Source organism: Sporacetigenium sp. TC11 (assembly GCF_058146105.1).
Map to the genome: position 1 here is coordinate 123,142 of NZ_JBYVNY010000004.1, position 24,717 is coordinate 147,858.

Annotated in this window: 18 protein-coding genes; 3 read left to right on the forward strand and 15 right to left on the reverse strand. The window is 29.5% G+C overall.

From position 1 onward, the window contains the following. Positions 1-3: 3 nt before the first annotated feature. The 4 genes from cooS to ACUSRV_RS08430 form a co-directional block, all read right to left on the reverse strand. Positions 4-1,956 (reverse strand): anaerobic carbon-monoxide dehydrogenase catalytic subunit, encoded by a 1,953-nt coding sequence (gene cooS, locus ACUSRV_RS08415; protein WP_490141495.1) that lies wholly within the window; start codon positions 1,954-1,956, stop codon positions 4-6. A 278-nt stretch (positions 1,957-2,234) separates the two neighbouring features. After that, positions 2,235-2,834 (reverse strand): indolepyruvate oxidoreductase subunit beta, encoded by a 600-nt coding sequence (locus tag ACUSRV_RS08420; protein ID WP_490141496.1) that lies wholly within the window; start codon positions 2,832-2,834, stop codon positions 2,235-2,237. A 2-nt stretch (positions 2,835-2,836) separates the two neighbouring features. Continuing rightward, the gene (iorA, locus tag ACUSRV_RS08425; protein WP_490141497.1) at positions 2,837-4,615 is read right to left on the reverse strand and encodes an indolepyruvate ferredoxin oxidoreductase subunit alpha; all 1,779 of its coding nucleotides are present in this window, start codon (positions 4,613-4,615) and stop codon (positions 2,837-2,839) included. Positions 4,616-4,656: 41 nt separating this feature from the next. Beyond that, the gene (locus tag ACUSRV_RS08430) at positions 4,657-5,574 is read right to left on the reverse strand and encodes a bifunctional enoyl-CoA hydratase/phosphate acetyltransferase (protein WP_490141498.1); all 918 of its coding nucleotides are present in this window, start codon (positions 5,572-5,574) and stop codon (positions 4,657-4,659) included. 187 nt (positions 5,575-5,761) lie between these two features. On the opposite strand from ACUSRV_RS08430, the gene ACUSRV_RS08435 reads away from it, so the two are divergent. Continuing rightward, the gene (locus ACUSRV_RS08435) at positions 5,762-6,571 is read left to right on the forward strand and encodes a ZIP family metal transporter (RefSeq protein WP_490141499.1); all 810 of its coding nucleotides are present in this window, start codon (positions 5,762-5,764) and stop codon (positions 6,569-6,571) included. Positions 6,572-6,662: 91 nt separating this feature from the next. Here ACUSRV_RS08435 and ACUSRV_RS08440 read toward each other — a convergent pair whose 3' ends face one another. Together ACUSRV_RS08440 and ACUSRV_RS08445 are read right to left on the reverse strand one after the other, a co-directional pair. Beyond that, positions 6,663-7,799 carry a tetratricopeptide repeat protein gene (locus tag ACUSRV_RS08440; RefSeq protein ID WP_490141500.1) on the reverse strand — a complete coding sequence of 379 codons (1,137 nt, stop codon included), beginning with the start codon at positions 7,797-7,799 and terminating at the stop codon, positions 6,663-6,665. Positions 7,800-7,810: 11 nt separating this feature from the next. Next, on the reverse strand, positions 7,811-9,568 hold the full coding sequence (locus tag ACUSRV_RS08445; RefSeq protein WP_490141501.1) for a B12-binding domain-containing radical SAM protein: 1,758 nt from the start codon (positions 9,566-9,568) through the stop codon (positions 7,811-7,813). Between the two features lie 214 nt (positions 9,569-9,782). On the opposite strand from ACUSRV_RS08445, the gene ACUSRV_RS08450 reads away from it, so the two are divergent. Continuing rightward, complete coding sequence (locus ACUSRV_RS08450) at positions 9,783-9,983, forward strand: hypothetical protein (RefSeq protein WP_490141502.1); 201 nt, start codon at positions 9,783-9,785, stop codon at positions 9,981-9,983. Here ACUSRV_RS08450 and ACUSRV_RS08455 read toward each other — a convergent pair. The 4 genes from ACUSRV_RS08455 to ACUSRV_RS08470 all read right to left on the reverse strand — a co-directional run bounded on the left by ACUSRV_RS08455 (position 9,980) and on the right by ACUSRV_RS08470 (position 15,954). Further along, positions 9,980-10,912: a hypothetical protein gene (locus ACUSRV_RS08455; protein WP_490141503.1), complete on the reverse strand. Its 933-nt coding sequence runs from the start codon at positions 10,910-10,912 to the stop codon at positions 9,980-9,982. The genes ACUSRV_RS08450 and ACUSRV_RS08455 overlap by 4 nt on opposite strands. A 251-nt stretch (positions 10,913-11,163) precedes the next feature. After that, complete coding sequence (gene argS, locus ACUSRV_RS08460) at positions 11,164-12,864, reverse strand: arginine--tRNA ligase (protein WP_490141504.1); 1,701 nt, start codon at positions 12,862-12,864, stop codon at positions 11,164-11,166. A 258-nt stretch (positions 12,865-13,122) separates the two neighbouring features. Continuing rightward, complete coding sequence (locus ACUSRV_RS08465) at positions 13,123-13,566, reverse strand: 2-thiouracil desulfurase family protein (RefSeq protein ID WP_490141505.1); 444 nt, start codon at positions 13,564-13,566, stop codon at positions 13,123-13,125. 9 nt (positions 13,567-13,575) lie between these two features. After that, complete coding sequence (locus ACUSRV_RS08470) at positions 13,576-15,954, reverse strand: endonuclease MutS2 (RefSeq protein WP_490141506.1); 2,379 nt, start codon at positions 15,952-15,954, stop codon at positions 13,576-13,578. Positions 15,955-16,115: 161 nt separating this feature from the next. Here ACUSRV_RS08470 and ACUSRV_RS08475 point away from each other — a divergent pair, with 161 nt between their 5' ends. Continuing rightward, positions 16,116-17,579: an aminoacyl-histidine dipeptidase gene (locus ACUSRV_RS08475; RefSeq protein ID WP_490141507.1), complete on the forward strand. Its 1,464-nt coding sequence runs from the start codon at positions 16,116-16,118 to the stop codon at positions 17,577-17,579. A gap of 38 nt (positions 17,580-17,617) precedes the next feature. Here the strand turns inward: ACUSRV_RS08475 and ACUSRV_RS08480 are convergent, their stop codons facing one another. The 5 genes from ACUSRV_RS08480 to pheS all read right to left on the reverse strand — a co-directional run bounded on the left by ACUSRV_RS08480 (position 17,618) and on the right by pheS (position 24,693). Continuing rightward, positions 17,618-18,184, reverse strand: a complete 567-nt coding sequence (locus ACUSRV_RS08480; protein ID WP_490141508.1) for an HD domain-containing protein — start codon at positions 18,182-18,184, stop codon at positions 17,618-17,620. Positions 18,185-18,202: 18 nt separating this feature from the next. Next, complete coding sequence (locus ACUSRV_RS08485) at positions 18,203-20,608, reverse strand: U32 family peptidase (protein ID WP_490141509.1); 2,406 nt, start codon at positions 20,606-20,608, stop codon at positions 18,203-18,205. Between the two features lie 70 nt (positions 20,609-20,678). Further along, on the reverse strand, positions 20,679-21,242 hold the full coding sequence (locus ACUSRV_RS08490) for a cell division protein ZapA (RefSeq protein ID WP_490141510.1): 564 nt from the start codon (positions 21,240-21,242) through the stop codon (positions 20,679-20,681). Positions 21,243-21,267: 25 nt separating this feature from the next. Beyond that, positions 21,268-23,658, reverse strand: coding sequence for a phenylalanine--tRNA ligase subunit beta (pheT, locus tag ACUSRV_RS08495; protein WP_490141511.1), 2,391 nt, complete (start codon positions 23,656-23,658; stop codon positions 21,268-21,270). A 15-nt stretch (positions 23,659-23,673) separates the two neighbouring features. Continuing rightward, positions 23,674-24,693 carry a phenylalanine--tRNA ligase subunit alpha gene (gene pheS / locus ACUSRV_RS08500; protein WP_490141512.1) on the reverse strand — a complete coding sequence of 340 codons (1,020 nt, stop codon included), beginning with the start codon at positions 24,691-24,693 and terminating at the stop codon, positions 23,674-23,676. Between the last annotated feature and the right edge of the window lie 24 nt (positions 24,694-24,717).

A 24,717-nucleotide genomic window follows, 5' to 3' on the forward strand; every position in this document is an offset into this window, starting at 1 on the left:
ATATTAAGCTTTTGTTGTCGCAGCTTCTAAAGTTTCTTCTTGTGAAATTTCTTTATTATTCATTCTTTCTATAACTAAATTTTCAAAACGAACACGTTTTTCTTCTATTCTATCAATTATCATTTTAGCTAGCTCTTGTGGATTTTCATTTACAAAAACTCTAGCTCCAACTTTTTCTTCTGCACCAGTAGTTAAAGCATTTAATACCTTTTCAGATCCACTTATTGGAGGCATAACTCCTAAGAATGTATCTACTCCTGAAGATATAACATAAGTTGCTATACCAACAGCCTTTTCCGACATCCATTCTGGGGCAACTCCAGCAACTGGTAAGTCACACATATCCATATCTAAAAATTCAGCTGTAGCTCCAACTAATTCCAATATACGGCTTATATCAACACAAGATCCCATATGTAGTACCGGTGGTATGTCTACTAATTCACAAACTGTAGCTAGACCTTTACCTGCTAATTTCCTAGCTTCTTTGGTCATCAGACCAGCCTTTGCAGCAGCTTGTGCAGCACATCCTGTAGTTACAACTATTACGTCATTTTTGATTAATTCTTTCATTATCGCAATATGGCCTTCATCAGCTTTTGATTTAGGGTTGTTACATCCTACTATTCCCGCTGCACCTCTTAACACTCCTGCCTTTAAACAATCTGCTAATGGCTTAACTGTTCCTGGTACATCTGTTTGAGAATTAACTACTCTATCTAATTGATTTGTTATCGCTTCTATACTATATCCTAGTATAGCACTTGACTTCATTTCTGGTATCATCACCTTAGAGTTATCTCTATTTTTGAAGTTTAGTATAGCTTCTCTTACTATTTTCTTAGCATCTGCGTACGCAGTATGTTCATTAAATTCTATATGATTAGCTCCTTCTATTTTAGCTTTTGGAGAAGTTGTTATTAATTTAGTATGATAACAATCTTGTAATTTAGCTAATGCTGGGAATATACACTGTACGTCAACTATAACAGCCTCTACAGCACCTGTAAGTATTGCTAATTCTTGTTGATGGAAGTTACCAGCTATTTTAACCCCATGTCTCATTGTAACTTCATTACCTGTACAACACATACCAGCTAAGTTTATACCTTCAGCTCCAACTTCTTTTGCTAAGGCTACTAATTCTGGATCTTCTGAAGCTAATACTATCATCTCTGATAAAGTTGGTTCATGACCATGTAGCACTATATTAATTTTACTTTCTTCAAGTACTCCTAAGTTAGCTTCTGTTGCTCTAGGTATTGGAGTTCCAAATAAAATATCACTTATATGAGTACCCATCATAGATCCACCCCAGCCATTAGCCAAAGATGTTCTCATAGACATATGTATTAAACTTTCTACTTCAGATGTACATCCAATATGAGTAGAGTGCATTATTGTAGCTATTTCTCTATCTATAGCTCTTGGAAGTATATTATTTTTTTCCCAAACTTCTTGTCTTCTCTTAGGAGCTCTTTTAACCATATTTTGTATTCCAAAAGGCTTACCAAAGTCCTCTAATGCCATTCTTGCTACTTCTTTAGATAAATCATATGTTTCTTTTCCTTCTGTATCTATTCCCCAAGATTGAGCTAATTCTCTTAATTTAGCTTCATCTTTTACTTGATAATTACCTTCTGGACTTGCATCATACAAAGTATAAGCTAAATCTCTTGCATGATCAGAGTGAGCGGAAACCCCAGCTGCTACCATTCTTGCAAAGTTTCTAGCTACTATTGTATCTGCATCAGCTCCACATATACCTCTAGGAGTTTTTGGAGTTATTCTACAAGGTCCCATGTGACATATTCTACAACAAGTTCCTTGTAATCCAAATCCACAAGAAGCTTTCATAGCAGCTTTTCTGTCAAACATAGTTTCTATACCCTCATTTTGAGCTTTCACTAATAGCTCTTGGGTAGCTTTGTCAATTGACATTAATTTCTCATCCATTTTTTATCCCCCTTATGTAACTTTTTCTTTCCCTTAATTATATGAGGCAATAGTTAAAATTAAAACAATCTTTTTCTATTCCTCTTGGTAAATTTTGTATTCTCAATTTGATTATACCATATAAAAATATAAAAAAAAGGGTTTTTTAGTCATATAATATAAATTTTATGTTAAAAAACCCTTTAAATTTCGATTGTTAAATTTTATGAATATTCATATTTGTCAGTTAGCCTTTCTTGTCGAAGAATGTTTTAAAATAACTTTGTTAAAAGTTAAACCTAATTTTCTTCTAATGCTTTTCTTTCTATGTTCTTTCCTATTTCAAAAGCTTTAATATTTATATCTATGAACTTTTCCTTAACATTTTCCTGAATAGATTTGTACCAATCTACTTCTTCTATATTCAAGGCCTTAACTATAGTCCCTAGCATTATTATATTTTGAACTTTTATATTTCCTAATTTCATAGCTTCTTCAGCTGCATTTAAACTTATTACATTATCTATATTTTCTTCTAATTTTTCTATTACTCCTTCTGGGTATACTTCTTTCCCAGATAATACTGTTGCACCTGGTATTTTGAAATCATTTACTATTAATATACCATCAGGTTTTAAGTATTCTAAATATCTTAAAGCCTCAAGTCTTTCGAAAGCTATTATAACATCAGCTTGTCCCTTTCCTATTATAGGTGAATATACTTTTTGTCCATATCTCACTTGAGTAGTAACACTACCGCCTCTTTGTGCCATACCATGTACTTCTGACATTTTAACATCATATCCTGCATCTACTAATCCAGAAGATAATATCTTAGATGCAAGTATTATACCTTGTCCGCCCACACCTACTAATAATACATTTTTCACATTACTCATCATTATTCACCTACTCTTTCTATAGCATCAAATGGACATATTTGTTCACATACAGAACATCCTACACATGAATTTTGATCTATTTTACTCTTACCTTCAAAAGATATAGCTGGACATCCGCACTTTAAGCACATTTTACAACTCTTACACTTATCTTCAGTTACACTAAATCTCTTAGGAGCTAAATCAAATGATCTTTTATCATGTTCTGTCATTCTCTTAAGAACACAAGGCCATTGTGTTACTATAACACTTGGTTCTGATGATGATAATGCATTGTTTAAAGCTTCATCAGTTTCTTTTAAATTTAGTGGGTTTATAACTTGTACGTTTTTGATTCCTATAACTTCACAAAGTTTTGGAATGTCTATCATATTAGCATCTTCACCCATTAAAGTATATCCTGTTCCCGGGTTTTGTTGATGTCCTGTCATTCCTGTAATTCTATTGTCTAGTATAATACTTACAGAATTTCCTTTATTGTATGCTACATCTACTAAACTATTGATACCTGTATGGAAGAATGTAGAATCGCCTATAACCGATACAACTTTTTTATCCACGTTATTAACATTAAATGCCTTTTGAGCTCCATGTCCTGAACTTATAGATGCCCCCATACATATACATGTATCCATAGCATTTAACGGTTCAGCAGAACCTAACGTATAACAACCTATATCCCCCGTTACCATAACATTTTTCTTTTTAGATAATGCATAGAATAAGCCTCTATGAGGGCATCCTGCACATAAAGTAGGTGGCCTAGATATAACTTCTGATTTTAGCACATCTAGGTTTTCTATTGTTTTATTTTCTTTGCTTAATAAAGTTTTAGCAACTATATCTGGGTTTAGTTCACCTATATTAGGTATTTGGCTTTTACCTATACACTCTATACCTAAAGCTTTTAATTGATCTTCTATATATGGTTCTAGTTCTTCTATTACATATAATGTTTTAACTTTTGATGAGAAATCTTTTATTTTTTCAAATGGAAGTGGATGAGTAAATCCTAATTTTAAGTATGATACATCATCTCCGAAAACTTCTTTCGCATACTGGTAAGCTACACCTGATGATATAACACCTATTTCGCTATTATTTAATTCCATAGTATTCAACGGAGAATTGTTACTATATTCTTCCAATGCCTTTAATTTATCTTCAACTACTACATGAAGTTTTTTAGCATTTGCTGGAGTCGCTACAAACTTAGATATATTTTTAGAATATGATTTCATTTCTTTTTCTTCTCTATTTCCTAGTTTTACTATAGTTTTTGAATGACATATTCTTGTTGTAAGTCTATATAATACCGGAACATCGAACTTCTCAGATATATCATATGCTTCTTTAATAAAATCTTTTGCTTCTTGACTATCACTTGGCTCTATCATAGCTATTTTAGCAAACTTAGCATAGTATCTATTATCTTGTTCATTTTGAGATGAGTGTAGTCCTGGATCGTCAGCTGATATTAATACAAATCCTCCATTTACTCCTGTATAACCATAAGTCATAAGTGGATCTGCTGCAACGTTTACTCCTACATGTTTCATAGCAGCTAAAGATCTTGCACCTGCTATAGACGCTCCTATTGCTACTTCCATTGCTACCTTTTCATTTGGAGCCCATTCTGAATATACCACATCTTTATAGTCAACCATATTTTCTAGTATTTCAGTAGATGGAGTACCAGGATATGCGGCTGCTACAGTTCCCCCTGCTTCGTAAAATCCTCTGGCAACGGCCTCATTACCAGTCATAAGTAATTTCATAATGTTACCCCCTAATTTATAGTTAATTAATTATTAACATCTTAATTGTTATACATTCCATTAGCTACTAATGCCCCATAAGCTATTGAATATAACTTTGATTCATGACTATCAGCTCTTGATACTAGTACTACAGGTGCCTTTGCCCCCATAATTATTCCTGCAGACTTAGCATTAGCCATATATGTAAGTGCTTTTCCTATTCCATTTCCAACCTCTATTGTTGGAACTACTAATATGTCTACATCTCCACTAACGTTGCTTTCAAACTTTTTAACCTCTGCAGATTCTCTAGAAACTGCTAAATCAAATGCCAATGGCCCTTCTACGATAACGTTTTCCCCAAATATGCCTTGTTTTCCTGCTTGTGATAGCTTATCTGCATCTACAGTTGCTTCCATCTTAGGACTTACTTTTTCTTTAGCTGCTAAACATGCTACTTTTACAATATCTAGCTCTAAAGATCTTGCAGCTTGTATTGAATTCATAAGTATCTTTTCTTTTTGTTCATATGTTGGAGCTATATTCATACCTCCGTCTGTTAATATTAATAATTTATGGTATGCAGGTATTTCATATATCATAACGTGACTTAATAAACTATTAGTTCTTAATCCATAGTCTTTATCAAGTACTGATTTTAACAATATTGATGTATCTAATAAACCTTTCATAACAAAATCTGCCTTCTTATCTGCAACTAACTTCACAGCAGTTTTTGCACTTTCTTCTAGGCTACTTGTTGATATAACTTCTACATCATCTAGTGATATTCCTAGTTCTTCTGTTATTTTTTTTATTTTTTCTACATCCCCTACTAATATAGGCTCTATTATGTTTTCTTTTTTTGCATCAAATACTGCATGTAAAACTTCTTTATCTTCAGCTGCAGCTACTGCTAATCTCATTTTTGTGTCATTTTTTAACTTAATCATTATGTCATCTAGTTTTTTAATCATACATAATCCCCCTTAAAAGTCATTTTTAAAATTTGTAATATTTAAAATTTATTCGCAATACTATATTAACACTTTTTGTCCACATTTTGGTAACAAAATTTTTATAAGTTAATATATTATTTATAGAATAAATAATTTTGTTCATGAATATAATGTCAGTTTATAAATACCACGGAGGTAATATCATATGATTATAGATGTCTTTAAAGATCTAAACCCTATTATTCAAGCTCTATGTGCAACTCTATTTACCTGGGGGGTAACTGCTCTTGGAGCATCATTAGTTTTTTTCTTTAAATCTGTAAATAGAAAAGTATTAGATGGAATGATGGGATTTGCTGCAGGTATTATGATAGCTGCAAGCTTTTGGTCCCTTCTTGCTCCTGCTATAGAAATGTCTGAAAAAACTTCAATTACTCCATGGATTCCTCCTGCTATAGGATTTTTATCTGGTGGATTATTCCTTTGGGGAGTTGATAAGGTTATTCCTCATTTACACGTCGGGTTTGACAAGCCAGAAGGAGTTAAAACTGGATTTCATAGAAGTATATTATTAGTTTTAGCTATAACTCTACACAACATACCTGAAGGATTGGCTGTTGGAGTTGCCTTTGGAGCTGTAGCTGCAAATCTTCCAGCAGCTTCATTAACTGGTGCTATTGCACTTGCCATAGGTATCGGTCTTCAAAACTTCCCTGAAGGAGCCGCTGTTTCAATGCCACTAAGAAGAGAAGGATTTTCTAGAAGAAAAAGCTTTTTTTACGGTCAGGCTTCAGGAATGGTAGAACCTATTGCAGGTGTGCTAGGTGCATTTGCAGTTATATACATGCAAGCAATACTTCCTTACGCCTTAGCTTTTGCTGCAGGAGCTATGATATACGTAGTTGTAGAAGAACTTATACCAGAATCACAACTTGCCAAAAACACAGACTTAGCAACTATTTGGACTTTATTTGGTTTTACTATTATGATGATATTAGATGTTGCATTAGGATAAAATTCGCGATGCTCATGTCGCCAACGACCTTGAAAAGTAGGTCCGTTGCTCAAATTAAAAAGGTGTAGAATATATTCTACACCTTTTACTATTAGTGATTATCTAATTCTCTCATACAGGCTACAGTTATTTCATCTTCAGGGTTTAACTCATATGCTTTTTCTATGTAATCTCTAGCAATATCGACGTCGCCTCTATTTAAATATGCCATTCCTAAATTACATAATATTTCAGCATCTTCCTTTATATCTAATGCCTTATGGAAGTATTCTATAGTTTTATCTATATCAATCATAGAATAACACAATCCTAACTCCATTAATGTATCTACCTGTCTCGGTTTTAGTATAAGTATTTTTTCAAAATAACTTATAGCTTCTCCTAAATCTTGCATATCTTTATAAGCAAGGCCTATTATAAATAATAAATTCCACCATTCAGGGTATTCTTCAACTAGTGGAATGAGTTTTGTTAGTCCTTCATCACTTTTACCCTGAAATACTAAATTATAGCCTTCTTCATATTGAACTTTACTTTGTATTTTGCCAAGTTGTTCTTGTATTTCCATAGTACTTTCTTCATCTAGGCCTAACTTTAACCCTTGTTCCCAAGTTATTTTTGCCTTAATATACTGGCTTTGGTTATAGTAGTGATATCCTAATTGATAAAAAGCTGGAGCAAAACTAGGATCTATTTCTAATATAATTTCTAATTTATCTAATGCTTCTAATAAAAATTCATTCATCTCTTTTTCTTGACCATTTTTTTGATGATTTTTACCTAGTTCTTGACATACCAATGCATAATGATACAATCCATTTATATTACTCTTGTCTATAGTTATAAGAGATTTAAAATAAACAAGAGAATCTGTCATTTCTCCTTCTTCGAATTTTTTTCTTCCCATATATCCAATATATTCTTTAAAATTTACGTTTATTTTATCTTCTAACGCTTTCAAAAACTTTTTATATTCTTCATTATATTTAAATTTGTAATCTATTCCTATTATATATATCATTCCATCTGCTATAGACATTAAATTAAGGTTATTTTGGGCAGTACCTTCTTTTATACCTTTTACTAAAACTTCATTTTTAATAGGTACATCTAGTCCGCCATTTGGAACATTATATCCTTCTAAATTTAACTCTATATCTTCTTTAATTCTAATAAATGCTAACTCATCTGATTTTTTTAATATATGTTTTTCTATTTTAAACTTCATATGTCATCCTCCTACATTTGTACTACATATGATTTCGATTTTTCAAATACCTTTTTATCATTATCGTAAACAAATAATACAGTAGTAATCTCTTGTTCTAAGTCTTTATTTATTTCTTCCTTTAAATTTATTACATTATACTTAAACACCTCAAAGTGAACGTGTTTTATTATGTTTTTAGCTGCAGAATTTTTGAATTTAGGTATATATTTTTCTACGTTGTCTTCATTTTGTAAAAATAAGTGACATCTATTTTTAAAATCTTCTAATTCATACTTATCAATAAATTTCGGTATATTAGGCGACTTTCCTAGTGATACATAATCGTATTTTAAAATTTCCTTAAATAAATCAATATTTCTACTTATTTTGTATTCATAAAAATCTAACAGTATATTATATAATTGATTCTTACCTTGAGAAACCTTAAAATGTCCATTCTCATCATAGTAACTAGAAAACTCTTCAAAGAATCTAAAAGGATTCTCCTTATAATAGTTTGATATTAAGTATTTAATAGATAAACTAAAGTTCTTAGAGTTATAATAAACTTCTAATATTTCTTCTATATCCTTTAGTTTTAGAATCTCATTATAATTTATATAGTTATTATATAATATCTCATAAGGTGGATAGTCCTTGTACTTATAACCGTGTATATTAGCGTTAGCCCTTACTCCAGTTCCTTTTATCATTTTCAAGAAACCTAGTTGTACCTGTTCTATCCCTAAATTGAACACATCATTAAATGATCTCCCGAAACTTTTATAATCTTCATAGGGAAGTCCAGCTATTAAATCTAAATGTTGATGTATATTTCTAAAAGAAGATACCTTCCTAACTGCATAAGATAATTTGTCAAAATCATCCTTTCGTCCTACAGCTTCTAATGCCTCTTTGTTAGTAGATTGTACTCCTATTTCAAATTGGAATAGCCCTTCCTTGCATCCGCTTAAGAATTCTAACATTTCATCATCTATTAAATGTGCAGTAACTTCAAAGTGAAAAGTAGTATGTCCATTGTCATTTGCCATCAAGAAGTTCATTACATCCATTGCAAATTCTGTATTAGCATTAAATGTCCTATCTATAAACTTAACTTGTGATACCCTTGCATCCATAAGATTTTTTAAATCCTTTTTCACCCTATCTATACTAAAATATCTAAGTCCATTAATTGTAGACGATAGGCAATATTGACAGTTAAATGGACATCCTCTAGATGTTTCATAATAAACTATTTTATTTTCATATTCACTTTTGTCCATATTGTCGTAAGGGCTTGGTATTAAATCTAAGTTTTTAAGTAGATCACTAGGTTTGTTTTGTACTATCTCTTTTTCGTTTCTATATACTATCCCATTTATATCTTTTATGTCTTTTTTTCCAAGTAAGTATTCTATGAACTCTCTAAATATAACTTCTCCTTCTTCACATATTATATAGTCTATAAAGTCATATTTTTCCATTTTGTTCATGCTATCGAAAGACACCTCAGGCCCGCCCAAAAGTATCTTTATTTTAGGATTAATTTTTTTAATATTCTCGCAAAGCTTTAATGTATCATCAACATTCCATATGTATGTAGAAAAAGCTATTAAATCATATTCTTTCTTGTATATTTCTTTTAATATGTAATCTAAATTATTATTTATTGTATATTCTTCCATACTACAATTTATTAAATCCCTTGTGAACTCTTTTAAATACCTTATAGCCAAGTTCGTATGTATATATTTAGAATTTAAAGTTGTTAAAAGTATATTCAAAATATTTCACCTCTCTTAAAATCTATCATTATATATTACCACAATACTATTAATTTATCCATTTTTAACTTCTAATTCTATTAGATACTATATTATTTTTACAAATTTCATTAAATTTTTTATAAATTTTTTTATTTTTAAAAAGGTTTTTTTGTAGTTTTATAGAACTATTTGTATTACGTATAATTATAATTACAATAGAAAGGAGTCAGTCATGGAGAAATTTGACAAAGTATCTATAGATGAATTATCAAAGAGAGATTTGTTACTTATTATAAAATCTTTAGAATATACTTATGAAAATACTAATTTAAAAGAATTTGTTAATTTAAAAAATAATATAGTAAAGGAACTATGTTTCCTAACTAATACTAATGAAGAATCATTCCTTGAATACTTAGAATCTGAAAATTAAGATTTCCTAAATTTAAATATATAGTTACCACTTTTAGATTCTAGTTTCAGAATTAATATATTATTATCAAATTTTTTATCTAATACTTTTATGTTATTCAATATAGGGTCATATTTTGTATCTCCTATATTTAGATTTATTATTGTTCTTGGATCTATTTGTTCAGCAAAAACTTTTTTATTTACTTCATAATTTCTTAACTTTAATATGTAATTTGCCATTAAATTTATAAATTCTATATTGTCTATATTATCTTGATTTATGTCAAACTTTAATATAGATAATATAGAATTTTTTATGCTCTTAAGTCCTTCTATAACTTCATTTTGATCTTCAACATATATTTTATACAATAAACTCAAAAAATTACTAATAATATTTCCTTCATTATTTTCAAAATGATTATTATTTATATATCTATCTATAGTCTGTATATATTTAATTCTATTTTTTTCAAATAATATAATCTCACTTTTATCTATATCAATTTTAAATTCTATTATTCTTTGTTTTATTTGTTGAAGCAAGTCAAAGTATTCTATTTTGATATTATTTAAAATCATATGTAATGTGTAATTATAAACTACTGATGATAATATATAGTCGTATAGATAGTCATTTATTTTATTAAATAAAACATAATATCTTATATTCTTTATAACTTCATTTTCACTCTTATCTAAATTTGTATTAGCTATAATTATAGGTAGTAAAATATTTAAGTTATATAAAAAATTGATATTCTTTGAACCATAGAACTTATAATATGTAAGTTCGCTTTTTAACCTATTGTAATCAATATAAACGCATCTATTTATCTTATCATCTATTAAACATTTTGTATTTATTATAATCATATCTTTTAGATATTTATCTTCACATAAAAAAGCGCTAATATACCCATTTTTTAATCTACTATCTTTATCCATATAATCACTTCCTCATAAATAATACAACAATTTATATTTTTATCAATTTATATATCGATTATGTAGCTATAATTAAAAAAAATGACAGCTATATAGCTGTCACAAGTGTAGGGGGGGTAGTAGCATATATAAATTTATTAATTTGTAAATATGCTACATCCATATATATTTTTCTATATTCTAATTATACAATATGATATTTTTAGATGTAAAGTATTATTTTTCGACAAAACTTGTTAGTTGTTTTAAAATTACATTTTGTGAGGGGCTTTCATCCCTAATAAAGCTAATGCATTTTCTATTGTTTGTCTTGTAACTTCAACAAGTGCAAGTCTAGCGTTTCTCACGTTTATATCATCCACTAATATAGGATTATCATGATAAAACTTATTAAATGCCTGTGCTAAATCTAGGGCAAATCTTGTTATTATATGAGGTTCATCTTTTCTCATAGCTAACAGTATATTTTTATTAAACGAACCTATTAGTTTTATAACTTCTGCACTGTCTTCATCACTCAATAAACTATAATCTATATCCGATGTAATTTCTTGGTTTGCTTTTCTAAGTACTGAACACGACCTAGCATGGGTATATTGAACGTATGGACCTGTCTCTCCCTCAAAGTTTAATGTTCTATCCCAAGAGAATACATAATCTTTTATTCTGTTATTAGATAATTCTTGGAATATAACTGCTCCTACACCAACTTGTTTAGCTATTTCATCTAGATTTTCTATATTTGGATTTTTTTCTGTTATTATTTCTTTAGTTTTTTCTACAGCTTTAGTTAAGGCATCTTCTAAAAATACTACTCTACCTTTTCTTGTAGACATAGTTCCTTCTTCTAAACTAACCATTCCAAATGCAACATGTATACAATCTTTTGCCCATTCGTATCCCATAAGTTCAATTATTTTAAACCATTGTTGGAAATGAAGGTTTTGTTGAGATCCTACTACATATATACATTTTTCAAAATCATAAGTTTCTTTTCTATATATAGCTGCTGCTATATCTCTAGTTATGTATAAACTTGAACCATCACTTTTAGTTATAAGTGCCGGTGGCATGTTGTATTCTTCTAAATCTACTATTTGAGCACCTCTTGATTCTTTCATTATACCTTTTTCATTCATAAGGTCTATGACTCTTGGCATTTTATCTGAATAAAAACTTTCACCTGCATAAGAATCAAATTCTATATCTAACATATCATATACTCTGCTAAATTCCTTTAAACTTTCATCTCTAAACCACTTCCACAATTTAACCGCTTCTTCATCTTCATCTTCTAACTTTTTAAACCATAATCTCGCTTCATCATCTAATGATGCATCTTTTTCTACTTCTTCATGGAATTGAACATATAACTTAAGTAAAGCAGATATAGGACTTTCTTTTACTTCATCTTCATTACCCCATTTTTTAAATGCAACAATAAGCTTTCCAAATTGAGTTCCGTAATCTCCTAAATGATTTATTCTAATTGTATTATATCCTTGTGATTCATATATTTTATATAATGAATTTCCTATAACTGTAGTTCTAACATGTCCTATATGAAATGGTTTAGCTATATTAGGAGATGAGAATTCTACTATCGTTGTTTTTCCCTCTCCTATATTGCTATGTCCATATTTATCTTTTTTTGATAATACATCATTTATAACATTCCTAGCTAATATTGTCTTATCAACAAAGAAGTTTACATAACCTCCAGCTACTTCTATATTCGATATGTACTCAGTCTTTTGTGTTTTATTACATATGTCTTGTGCTATCATAGTTGGTGATTTTCTATATACTTTTGCTAACTTAAAACAAGGGAATGCATAATCACCCATGTCTTTATTTGGAGGTATTTCTATTGATTCCATTATTTCTTCTAAAGTCATTTCATTAATTTGCTGTGATAAAATTTTGGCAACTTCTAATTTAAAATCCTGCATATTATTTCTCCTTCCTAAATTTTTACATATTTATTATTTCCAATTGGCAGTATTAACAAACAAAAACTCTCGTCTCTTAAAAATTTTAAGAGACGAGAGCAAAATCTCGTGTTACCACTCTTATTAGTATAAACTATACCTACTTTATGTTCGTAACATGAACTATAGTAACTTATTGTTTTTTAAGTGTACTCCTAAAATATAATAAATTAAACTATAAACTTTTTCAAGTATTTACCTGTATTATTATACTTTATTTTATATTTCATTCTCATTTACTACTTTAATTCCTTCTTTAGTTAAAATTGCAGCCGTAACTCCCATGCCATTTTTAAGACTACCTTTAAAATTTCCATCATATATTTGCTTATTTCCACAAGACGGACTTTTCGCCTTTAATATTGCTTCTCTACAACCATATAATTTTGCTATTTTTAAAGTTTCATAGGCTCCATCTATAAAATTTAAACTTACATCGCTTCCTTCTTTATTCATTACTATAGCTTTTTTATTTATTACATCTTTTCCTTCTCCATTAACTATTTCTGATGGTATCCTTGGAGTAGGAAGTCCTCCTAGTTGTTCAGGACATACCAATATATACTTTTTATCTTTTATATATTCTAAAACCTTGCTGTTGTTATTGTTTCCCCCATTATATTTACAATCTACACCCACCAAGCAAGCTGAAACTAATATCAATACTATCACCTACCTAAGCTCTACTATTGTAACTCCTGCTCCACCTTCCCCGTATGCACCTTCTCTATAAGTTTTCACATGTTTATGTTTTTTAAGAATCTCTCTTATACCTGATTTAATTACCCCTGTACCCACTCCATGTATAATAGTTACCCTCTCAAGACCTGCAACATAAGCATCATCTAAATACTTGTCTATTTCCTCCATCGCTTCTTCAAATCTCATTCCTCTTAAATCTACTTCAGATTTTATGCTATTAGACTTAGACTTTATTATCTTTCTAGTGCTTTGTGTAACAGTAGATTTAGGATCTTTTTTTGTTTTTTCAAGAGATGCAAAAGGAAGATTCATCTTCATTATACCTATTTGGATTAGAGCTTCTTTTTTAGTATTATCAACCGATAGTACACTTCCTTGTTGATTTAATGTTACAACTTTTACATCATCTCCAGGTTTTAAGTCTTTTATTTCTTTTTTAGCCAATTTAGGAACTATCATACTCTGTACACTAGGTTGTAAACCTTCCATGGATTTTGATATTTCTCTTCTTAAATCTTCTACTTTTTTATTTTTTTCTCTTGAAGCCATTTCTTTTTCTAGTTCTCTTAGCTCTTTTATTATTTCATCACTTTTTTCCTTTGCTTCTTTAGTTACTTTATATGCTTCTTTTTTAGCATTTTCTATTATTTTCTCTTTTTGTTGTTCTATCTTAAATATTTTTTCATCATATGCTTCTTTTAATCTTTGTATTTCTTCTCTCAACCTCTGAGCTTCTTCTCTTTCCTCTATTGATTTAAGCCTATTTTTTTCTATATTTTGCAGTAAATCTTCTAATTGTATATTCTCAGTATTTATGAATCCCTTAGCCCTTTGTATTACATATTCACTAAGGCCTAAACGACTTGATATTTCAAATGCGTTTGATTTTCCTGGAACTCCTATTAAAAGTCTATATGTTGGGCTTAATGTTTCAAGACTAAATTCAACAGCCGCATTTTCTACTCCCTCTTTAGTTAAAGCATAACTTTTTATTTCACTATAGTGAGTAGTTGCTATACACCTAGCCCCAGACATTTGCACATCTTCTAGTATCGATATAGCAAGTGCAGCTCCTTCTATAGGATCAGTTCCTGCACCTAATTCATCAAATAACACCAATGAATTTTCTGTAATATCACTTAGTATAGATACTATATTTGTCATATGTGATGAAAATGTAGACAAACTTTGTTCTATACTTTGTTCATCTCCTATGTCTGCAAAAACATTATCAAATACGCACATACTAGTTCCATAATCAGCAGGTATATGAAGGCCACTTTGAACCATAAGTGTAAACAATCCTACAGTTTTTAAAGTAACAGTTTTACCCCCTGTATTAGGTCCTGTTATAACTAATGTATGAAATTCTTTTCCAATCCATATAGTATTTGGTACTACTTCATTTATATTAAGTAATGGATGTTTACCATTTTTTATATTTAAATATTTATCTTCATTAAGTACAGGCTCTATACCCTTCATCTTAATAGACAGCTTTCCTTTTGCAAATATAAAGTCTAACTTTCCTAATATCTCTTGATTTGATATTATTTCATTGCTTATTTCTCCTATATATCCAGATAGTTCTTTTAGTATTCTTTCTATTTCTTCATTTTCTTTAAGTCTTAGCTCTCTTAGCTCATTGTTCATCTCTACTATAGAAATAGGCTCTATAAATAATGTAGCTCCAGATGATGACTGATCATGAACTATACCTGGTACTTGACCTCTATATTCTAATTTAACTGGTACTACAAACCTATCTCCTCTAATCGATATTATTGCATCTTGTAAGTATTTTTGATATGTAGTAGAAGTTATTATAGAATTTAACCTTGAACGTATAGATTGATTTTTTTGAATTATTCTCCTTCTTAAATCCCTTAAAGTTGATGATGCATTATCTGATACTTCTACTTCACTCACTATAGCATTGTATATTTTTTCTTCTATATCTCTATAGGTATACAATGAATTGGCTAGTCCTTGTATTATAGGATAGTTATAATTTTCCTCATTAGTATTTGAAAGTGTATTTTTTAATACTCTTGCAGCTCTTAAGGTATCTGCAACCATAAGTAATTGTCCAGGGTCAAGTGATGAACCTATATTTGCTTTTTTTACCTGGAGTTCTACATCGTAGATTCCACCTAGGCTTAATCCACCCCTTTTTATTAGTATTGCTTGTGCCTCACTAGTTTCTTGTAATATTTGACTTACTTCATTATAATTTGAACTAGGTTTTAGCTTTTCTATATATTTCAAACCCAAAGAAGACGATGTTTTGTCTTTTAACATGTCTATAACTTTGTAGTATTCTAAAATTTTTAATGACTTTATATTCATGATTCCTCCTTGATTATTTTGTCATATTATGGATATAATAATTAACAGATAAAGTTATATATATTTTGTCTATATTGGAGTTATACTATTTATATATTATACATAATATAGTTTATTTTGTACTAATGAAATTTAACTTAAATAAAAAGGAGATATCTTTTATGAGTAATGTAATTTGTAATTTAGAACCAAAGTTAGTTTTTAAGTATTTTGAGGAAATATCTCAAATACCTAGAGGATCAAAAGATGAAAAGGCTATAAGTGATTATCTATATAACTTTGGAAAGAACTTAGGTCTTGAAACAATTCAAGATGATGCTTTAAATATAATAATAAAAAAACCTGCGACTCCTGGCTATGAAAATGCCCCTGGTGTTATTTTACAAGGCCATATGGATATGGTTTGTGAAAAAAACAAAGGAACTGCACATGATTTTTCAAAAGATCCTATAGAATTAAAAATAGATAACGATATGCTATATGCTAACAATACTACTTTAGGTGCAGATAATGGTATTGCAGTGGCAATGTCTATGGCTGTACTTGCATCTAATGATATTGAACATCCAGCAATAGAAGTTTTAATAACTACAGACGAAGAAACTGGAATGAGTGGTGCTATGGCAGTAGATGGAAATCTATTTAAAGGTAAATATCTACTAAACTTAGATTCTGAAGAAGAAGGTTATCTACTTGTAAGTTGTGCCGGTGGAGTTACTTCACTAGTTACTTTGCCTATTACTCACAAAGATGTAGATAAATCTTTAAATGCATATTCAATTGAGATACAAGGCCTTCAAGGTGGTCACTCTGGCATGGATATAATAAAGCAAAAAGGAAATTCTAATAAGTTAATAGGAAGAGCTTTAAATTTAATTCAAAAACTTCAAGGTTTAAGTTTTGATTTAGTAGAGGTTCATGGAGGCTCTAAAAACAATGCTATACCTCGTGAATCTGAAGCTATAGTACTGTTAAGCAAAAATGATGAAGTTAAACTAAGAAACGCTATTGATGAGATTCAAAGTATATATTCAAATGAATTTAAAACTTCTGATTCTGGTGTAAGATTAACATTTAAAGAAGTTGAAAATAGCTATACTAAATCATATTCTGATGATTCTAAGGAAAAAGTACTTCAGATGCTAAATATAATTCCTAATGGAGTTCAAACTATGAGTATGGACATAAAAGATTTAGTAGAAAGCTCTACAAACTTAGGGGTTGTTAGAAGTTTAGATAATCATGTTGAATTTGAAAGCGCTACAAGAAGTTCTGTTAAAACATTAAAAAATGAAATAACTAATACAATAGAACTATTATCACAAACTCTAGGTGCAAAGCAAGATTTAATAAGCGATTATCCAGCTTGGGAATACAACAAAAACTCTCAATTAAAAGAAATATGTATAGATGTTTACAAAAACATGACAGGAAAAGAGCCTGTAGTTATGGCGCTTCACGCAGGTCTTGAATGTGGATTATTACTTGAAAAAATGCCAAATGTAGATGCAATATCATTAGGCCCTGATATGTATGATGTTCATACTCCAAATGAACATTTAAGTATATCTTCAACTGAAAAAACTTGGAAATATCTAGTGCAAATACTTAAAAATATAAGATAAATTAAAGGAAGGTCTATGACCTTCCTTTTGTTTTTCCCCTATAATCCTAGTTCATCACTTATATTTTGCATAGCTTCAAGAGATAATTTTGCAAACTCATCAAAAGATATTCCTACTTCTTCTATGCTTTTCATGGCATCTCTATTAGCTCCTGCTGCAAACCTTAATTCTTTCATTCTTTTCGTTATAGATTTTACCTTAACGCTAGATAGTTTCTTATCTGGATAAACTAAAGTTATGGCATTTATAAAGCCAGTTATAGGATCTGCTGCATATATAGCCTTATCTATGGTATTATCTCTACTTACTCCAGTAGCTTCATTATGGGCACATATAGCATGATACATAAATTCATTACCAAATCCCTCTTGTTTTAATATATCTATAGCTTTTATTCCATGTATTTTTGCACCTTCTTCAGACATATAATCCATTAAATCTGCATCTAAATCGTGTAATAATCCAGCTATAGCCCATTCTTCTTCTCTTTGAGGATCTAATCTTTTTCCTAACTCTCTCATAACAGCTTCAACTGCATATGAATGTTTAACTAAATGTTCTGTACTAAGGTATTTGTTTAGTATTTCTAAAGCTTTTTCTCTCATTCTTACCCCTCCTGTTTTTTACTCCACTCCCCTATAGTAGTGGCCTGTATTTTCACCATTTTTATTTAGATTTTCATAAACTTCTTTATATTCCATACATATTTTAAAATTATTATTTAAAGTTAATGTAAATGCCTTTAATGTATTGTCAACTTCATCATAATTTTCAAATGTAAAATCTAATCTAAATATATCTATTCCTATATCATGTAGTGTTTTTAAGTCGTCTAACATACATAATGGTGTTGTATTATATATTGTTGTTCTGCAAAACATATCCTGTGATAGTCTGTATTCTTCTTCTTTTATGTCTCTTAGTGAATACAAGCTTTCATTACATGTATCACATCTTTTGTCTTTTTTGCAGTCTCTTACTAAAACTCCCATTGGACAATACTCAGTTACCATAAGAGGAACATACCCATATACTAAAGTCTCTATTTCTGCATTTGTATATAATAAAGTTTCCTCTATCTCACTCATATTTAATTCGGCAGATAGACATACAGTATTAGCATTTTGAGATGCAAAGTAATTTATAGATTCACTATTAAAAGAGTTTAAATAGTAATCAATATATAAGTTTTTATTTTTTAGATAACCTATACTACCTAGATTTCCTACTTGTATATTTTCTATATTATCTAATTTTTTTAACATATTGTAGTCGTTATTCCTAAGTATTCTAGGTACACTGTATATTATTTTTATATTGTGTTTTTTCCCTAATTCTATTGCCTCTTCTAAAGTTTTTATATCTTCATAGTATATTGCATCTATAGAATATTTTAAAGATGCCTTCAACTGTTCAATAGTTTTTACTTTCACTCTTATTTTATTTTCTATAACCCTATTTACTTTATTAGGCTTGTACTCTACATTAGTTTCTTTGTACTTTCTTATATTTAAAATAGCTCTTTTGTTATTTAACTTCTCTATTGCGCTTCTTCTCAATTGATTTAGCACACTTATAGGGATACTTATATTTTCGTCTATATTCATATTAATATTTGTTAATTCATATGGTGTATTTCCTAATTTGGATAGTTGAGATATAACTTTATCTTCACTTAAAGATACTTTCATAGCTTGTTCTATTATTTTGTCTACAGTAACATCTACTGAATTACCCCTATTATCCTTAAGTATAAGTCTTGGATAATCATTTAATTTCAATATAATATCTGCTTTTATTTTTATCTTTTTATTTTCTGCTTCATTTTCATAGCTTTTTTGAGCTTTATTTATAAGTTCACTATCAGACGTCTTATATACTTCTTGATTGAGCTTTGCATCTCCTATAAAATCTATTTCTATAATATCTCCTTTATTTCCTACTTCTAATATTTCATTATTTTTTATTATTCTACCTATAGTTCCTCCGCCTAAATTTATCCCATCTCCTTTTTTAAGGGGGTTCTCTAATTTTATTTTTAATTTATTACTTTTTTTATTATAATCTATTACCTTTCCTACATATAAACCTACATTATTAGGTTTTTGAGGATTCATTATATCTGCACCAACTTGATTTAGTACATACCCTTTTGTAAAATCTCTATTAAATATAGTATATAAATCATTAATATTTTCACTTGATATGTTTATTTTATTACTATTATTATATTGCTCTATAGCTTCTCTATAATTTCTTATAACTGTGGCAACATACTCTGGTCTTTTCATTCTTCCTTCGATTTTTAGTGAATGTACACCACATTTCATTATTTTATCTATATCTTCTATTGTATTTAAATCCCTTGGGCTTAATAAATATTCTCCACCTGTATTTATAATTTCATCATTTGATAGATCTACTAATTCATATTTTTGTCTGCAAGGTTGAGCACACCTTCCACGATTTCCAGATCTACTTCCTATCATACTACTCATAAGGCATTGGCCTGAATAACATACACAAAGCGCTCCATGCACAAAAACTTCTATATCTGTATTTGTATTATCACATATATACTTTATTTCATCTACATTTAGTTCTCTTGCCAATACAACTCTATTAAATCCCATATTTTCAAGATACTTAACATCTTCTATAGAGTGTGCTACCATTTGAGTACTAGCATGTAGTTCAAAATCAGGAAGTATTTTTTTTATTAATTTCGCCATTCCTATATCCTGAAGTATTATTGCATCTACATCTACATCATATAGATATTTTATATAATTTATAAAATCTTCTATTTCATTTTGTTTTATCAATGTATTTACTGTTACAAATACAGATACATCCCTTATATGGGCGTATTCTACGGCTTCTTTAAGTTCACTTCTATCGAAATTATTTGCCGACGCCCTAGCGCTAAATTCCATACCGCCTAGGTATACAGCATTCGCCCCATTTTGTACTGCTGCTCTTAGTGATTCAAAACTACCAACTGGAGCTAATAATTCTAATTTATTCATTTTGTACCTCCTTATGTAAATACAGTAAAAAATTAACCTTCAGGTTATTTTTCCCTGAAGGTTAACTACATTATTCTGCATTCTTTGCCTTATATGACTTTAATTCTTGTTCTAGTTCTATAACTTTTAATTGCAAATCATATAACTTATTTTGAAAACTAGAAGCTAAATCTTCGGCCACTTTTATTCTGTTTTCTGACTCTTCATATTCATTTTTATGCTTATTACACTCTTCACTAGCTTTTATAGCTATTTCTCTTTGACTTTCTATTTCTTTTTTTAACATGTCTACTTCACTATCTTTTTTAACTATTTCTACTTTAGATTGTTCTAATTCGATTTTTATTTTTTCTAACTCTACTTGAATTTCTTGATTCGGCTTTTTATTTTCTTCCATAAGTTTTGCATATTTTTTGCTAAGTTCTTCATTTTCAGATGAACATTCAAATAATATGTCTGTTATATTTAAAGCTGTTAATATAGCTGTCATACTAGTGCTTAATCTAGGATTAGCCTTAGTTATCTTTTCCATTTCTTCATCTACATAATGAGCAACTGCTCTCATGTGTTCCTTAGTCTTTTCTCCAACCATTGGATATTCAATGCCATTTATTTTGACAATAACTTTATTCATCCTAACACCCCCATGCTAGCGTGTATTAATTTGATCTTAAGTTAGCATTTAGTTTCTCACTTAGCTCACTTACTATCTTATCATGTACTTTGGAAACATCTTCATCAGTTAAAGTTCTATCTTGGCTTCTATATACTATAGAATAAGCAACGGACTTATATCCTTCTTGTATCTGAGTACCTTTATATACATCAAATAAATCATAACTTTCTAATAATCCTTGAGAATTTTCCTTTATTATATCTTCTATTTCCTTAACAAACACCTCATCTTTAACTAATAATGCTATGTCTCTAGTTATAGTAGGATATTTTGGCAACGCTTTATAACGTTTTTCAGGATTAGAGTTTGCAAAGATTAAATCTAAGTCTATTTCAGCCATATAAATTCTATTATTTAAGTTATAATTATCTAAAACATCAGGATGAAGTTCACCAAATGTTCCTATACATATATTATTATACACTATATTTGCACATCTTCCAGGGTGGAATGTTAAATTTTCTTTTTCTGGGATTATTTCATAATCTAAAAATCCTGTATTGTATAATATCTCTTCTAATACCCCTTTTAAATAGAAGAAATCTGTATTATTACCATATATACCTATACATAACTTTCTAGTTTGACTTGGAAATTCTGAGTCTGGTACAAATATATTTCCAGCTTCGAACCCAGCAAATGAATTTACCTTACGAGAATAATTAGTATACATAACATCTAACATATTATGTAATAAAGTAGTTCTCATTACAGAAGTTTCTTCTCCAAGAGGATTTATTATTTTAACAAAATCTCTCTTATTATCATCTTGAGATAAATTTATTTTATCTACTCCTCGTGGACTTACAAATGAATAAGTTAATATTTCATTTATTCCCATAGATACTAAGCTATCTTTAATTTTATCTTCAAATTTTTGATTATCAGTTTTTACTCCAACAGTAGTATTTCCATACAATGAAGCTGAAGGTATATTTTCATATCCATATATTCTAGCTATTTCTTCTAATATATCAGCCTCTTGTTCTATATCTAGTCTAAAGCTTGGAATTTCTATTTCTAAATTATTATTTTCTATTAAGTTGCATTTGAACTCTAAACTTTCTAATATCCCAATAAATTCATTTAAAGGAACATTAACTCCTAATAAAGAATTTATTCTTTGAGGTCTTACAACTATTTTTTGTTTTTCTACTTTATTTTCATAGTTATCAACTATACCTTTTAATACTCTACCAGCTCCTAGCTCTTCTATTAATTGAGCTGCTCTATTTATTGCTGTCTCCACTAAATTTATATCTATACCCTTTTCATATCTTGCAGATGCCTCTGTTCTTAAACCTAATTTTTTTGATGTAGCTCTTATACTTTCTGATTTGAAGTTAGCACTTTCTATTAATATTTCTGTAGTATCATCTTTAATTTCAGAATTAGCTCCACCCATTACACCAGCTAAGCCTAAAGTTTTTTCACCATTAGTTATAACTATTGTATTACAATCTAAGCTTCTTTCTTGTTCATCTAAAGTTACAAACTTCTCTCCATCTTGAGCAGTTTTAACTACTATTTCATTTGTACCTATTTCTCTTAAATCAAATGCATGAAGAGGTTGACCTAACTCTAACATAACATAATTTGTTATATCGACTATATTGTTTATAGGTCTTAATCCTGCTTCTATAAGTCTTCTTTGCATCCAATATGGCGAGGGTGCTATTTTAATATCCTTAACTATCCTAGCACTATATCTTGGGCATAAATCATTATTTTCTATTTTAATATTAAAGCTTATATTTTCATCACTTTCTTTAACATTTATAATAGGATACTTCATATCTTTACTTAAAGTAACCGCCGCTTCTCTAGCTATACCTATTATAGATCTACAATCTGGTCTATTTGAAGTTATCTCAAATTCTATTAATGAATCATTTATACCTAATACTTCCTTTATGTCTTTACCCAACTCGTAATTATCTTCATGATCTAATATGTATATTCCATCTTTTTTGTAATCTTCAACATATTGAGATGGTATTCCTAGTTCATCACCAGAGCACATCATACCTTCAGATGTTTCTCCTCTTAATTTTCCTTTTTTTATCTTAACACCTTCAGGAAGTTTAGCCCCTACTAAAGCTACTGGTATATAATCATCTTTAGATATATTTTTAGCTCCAGTTACTACTTGTATAGTTTCATTTCCTATATCAATTTTTGTAACTACTAATTTATCTGCATTTGGATGTTGTTCTATTTCTAATATCTTACCTACTACAACTTTTTCTATTTCTTCTCCAAATGATTCTACTCTTTCTACTTTTGATCCTGTCATTGTCATTTTATCAGCAAAATCCTTACTATCTATATCTATATCTACATAGTCTCTTAGCCATTTTAAAGGAACTAACATATTTATCCCTCCTACTTAAAATTGATTTAAAAATCTCATATCATTTTCAAATAATAATCTAATATCATCTATTTCATATTTAAGCATTGTAATTCTATCAGCACCCATACCAAATGCAAATCCGCTGTACTTTTCCGGGTCTATTCCACAGTTTCTTAAAACATTAGGATGAACCATACCCGCGCCTAATATTTCTATCCAACCTTCTCCCTTGCACATAGGACATCCATCCCCACCACATTTAAAACAAGTAACATCTACTTCTGCACTTGGCTCTGTAAATGGGAAGTTATGTGGTCTAAATTTGGTTTTAGTTTTTTCTCCAAATAACTTCTTAACAAATGTATCTAGTGTACCCTTAAGTTCTGCCATAGTTACCTTCTCAGCTACAACTAGACCTTCTATTTGGTGAAACATTGGAGAATGAGTAGCATCTGGAGAGTCTGACCTAAAACATCTTCCTGGAGATATTACTCTTATAGGCAAATCCATACTTTTCATTGTTCTTACTTGAACTGGAGATGTTTGAGTTCTAAGTACTAATTCATCATTTATGTAAAATGTATCTGACATATCTCTAGATGGATGGTCTTTAGGCGCATTTAAAGCATCAAAGTTATTAAATACAGTTTCTATTTCTGGACCTTGTGCTATGCTAAATCCCATACCCATAAATATTTCACTTACTTCATCTATTACTTGAGATATAGGATGCTTTTTCCCTATTGTAAATTTTTTTCCTGGCATAGTTACATCTAGTACTTCAGTTTGTAACTTCTTATTTTTTTCTATAGATTTTAATTCTTCTTTTCTTGAAGCTATAGAATTTTCTATTGCTTCTCTTACCTCATTTGCAACCTTACCTATAATAGGTCTTTCTTCAGCTGATAATTTACCCATTTCCTTTAGTATAGATGTTATTTCTCCCTTTTTTCCTAGGTACTTTACCCTTAGAGTTTCTACTTCGTCTATACCTTGTGCAGTTTTTATTTCATCTAAGGCACTTTGTTGTAAAGTATGTAGTTTTTCCTTCACATTATTCACCCTTTCTATATAATA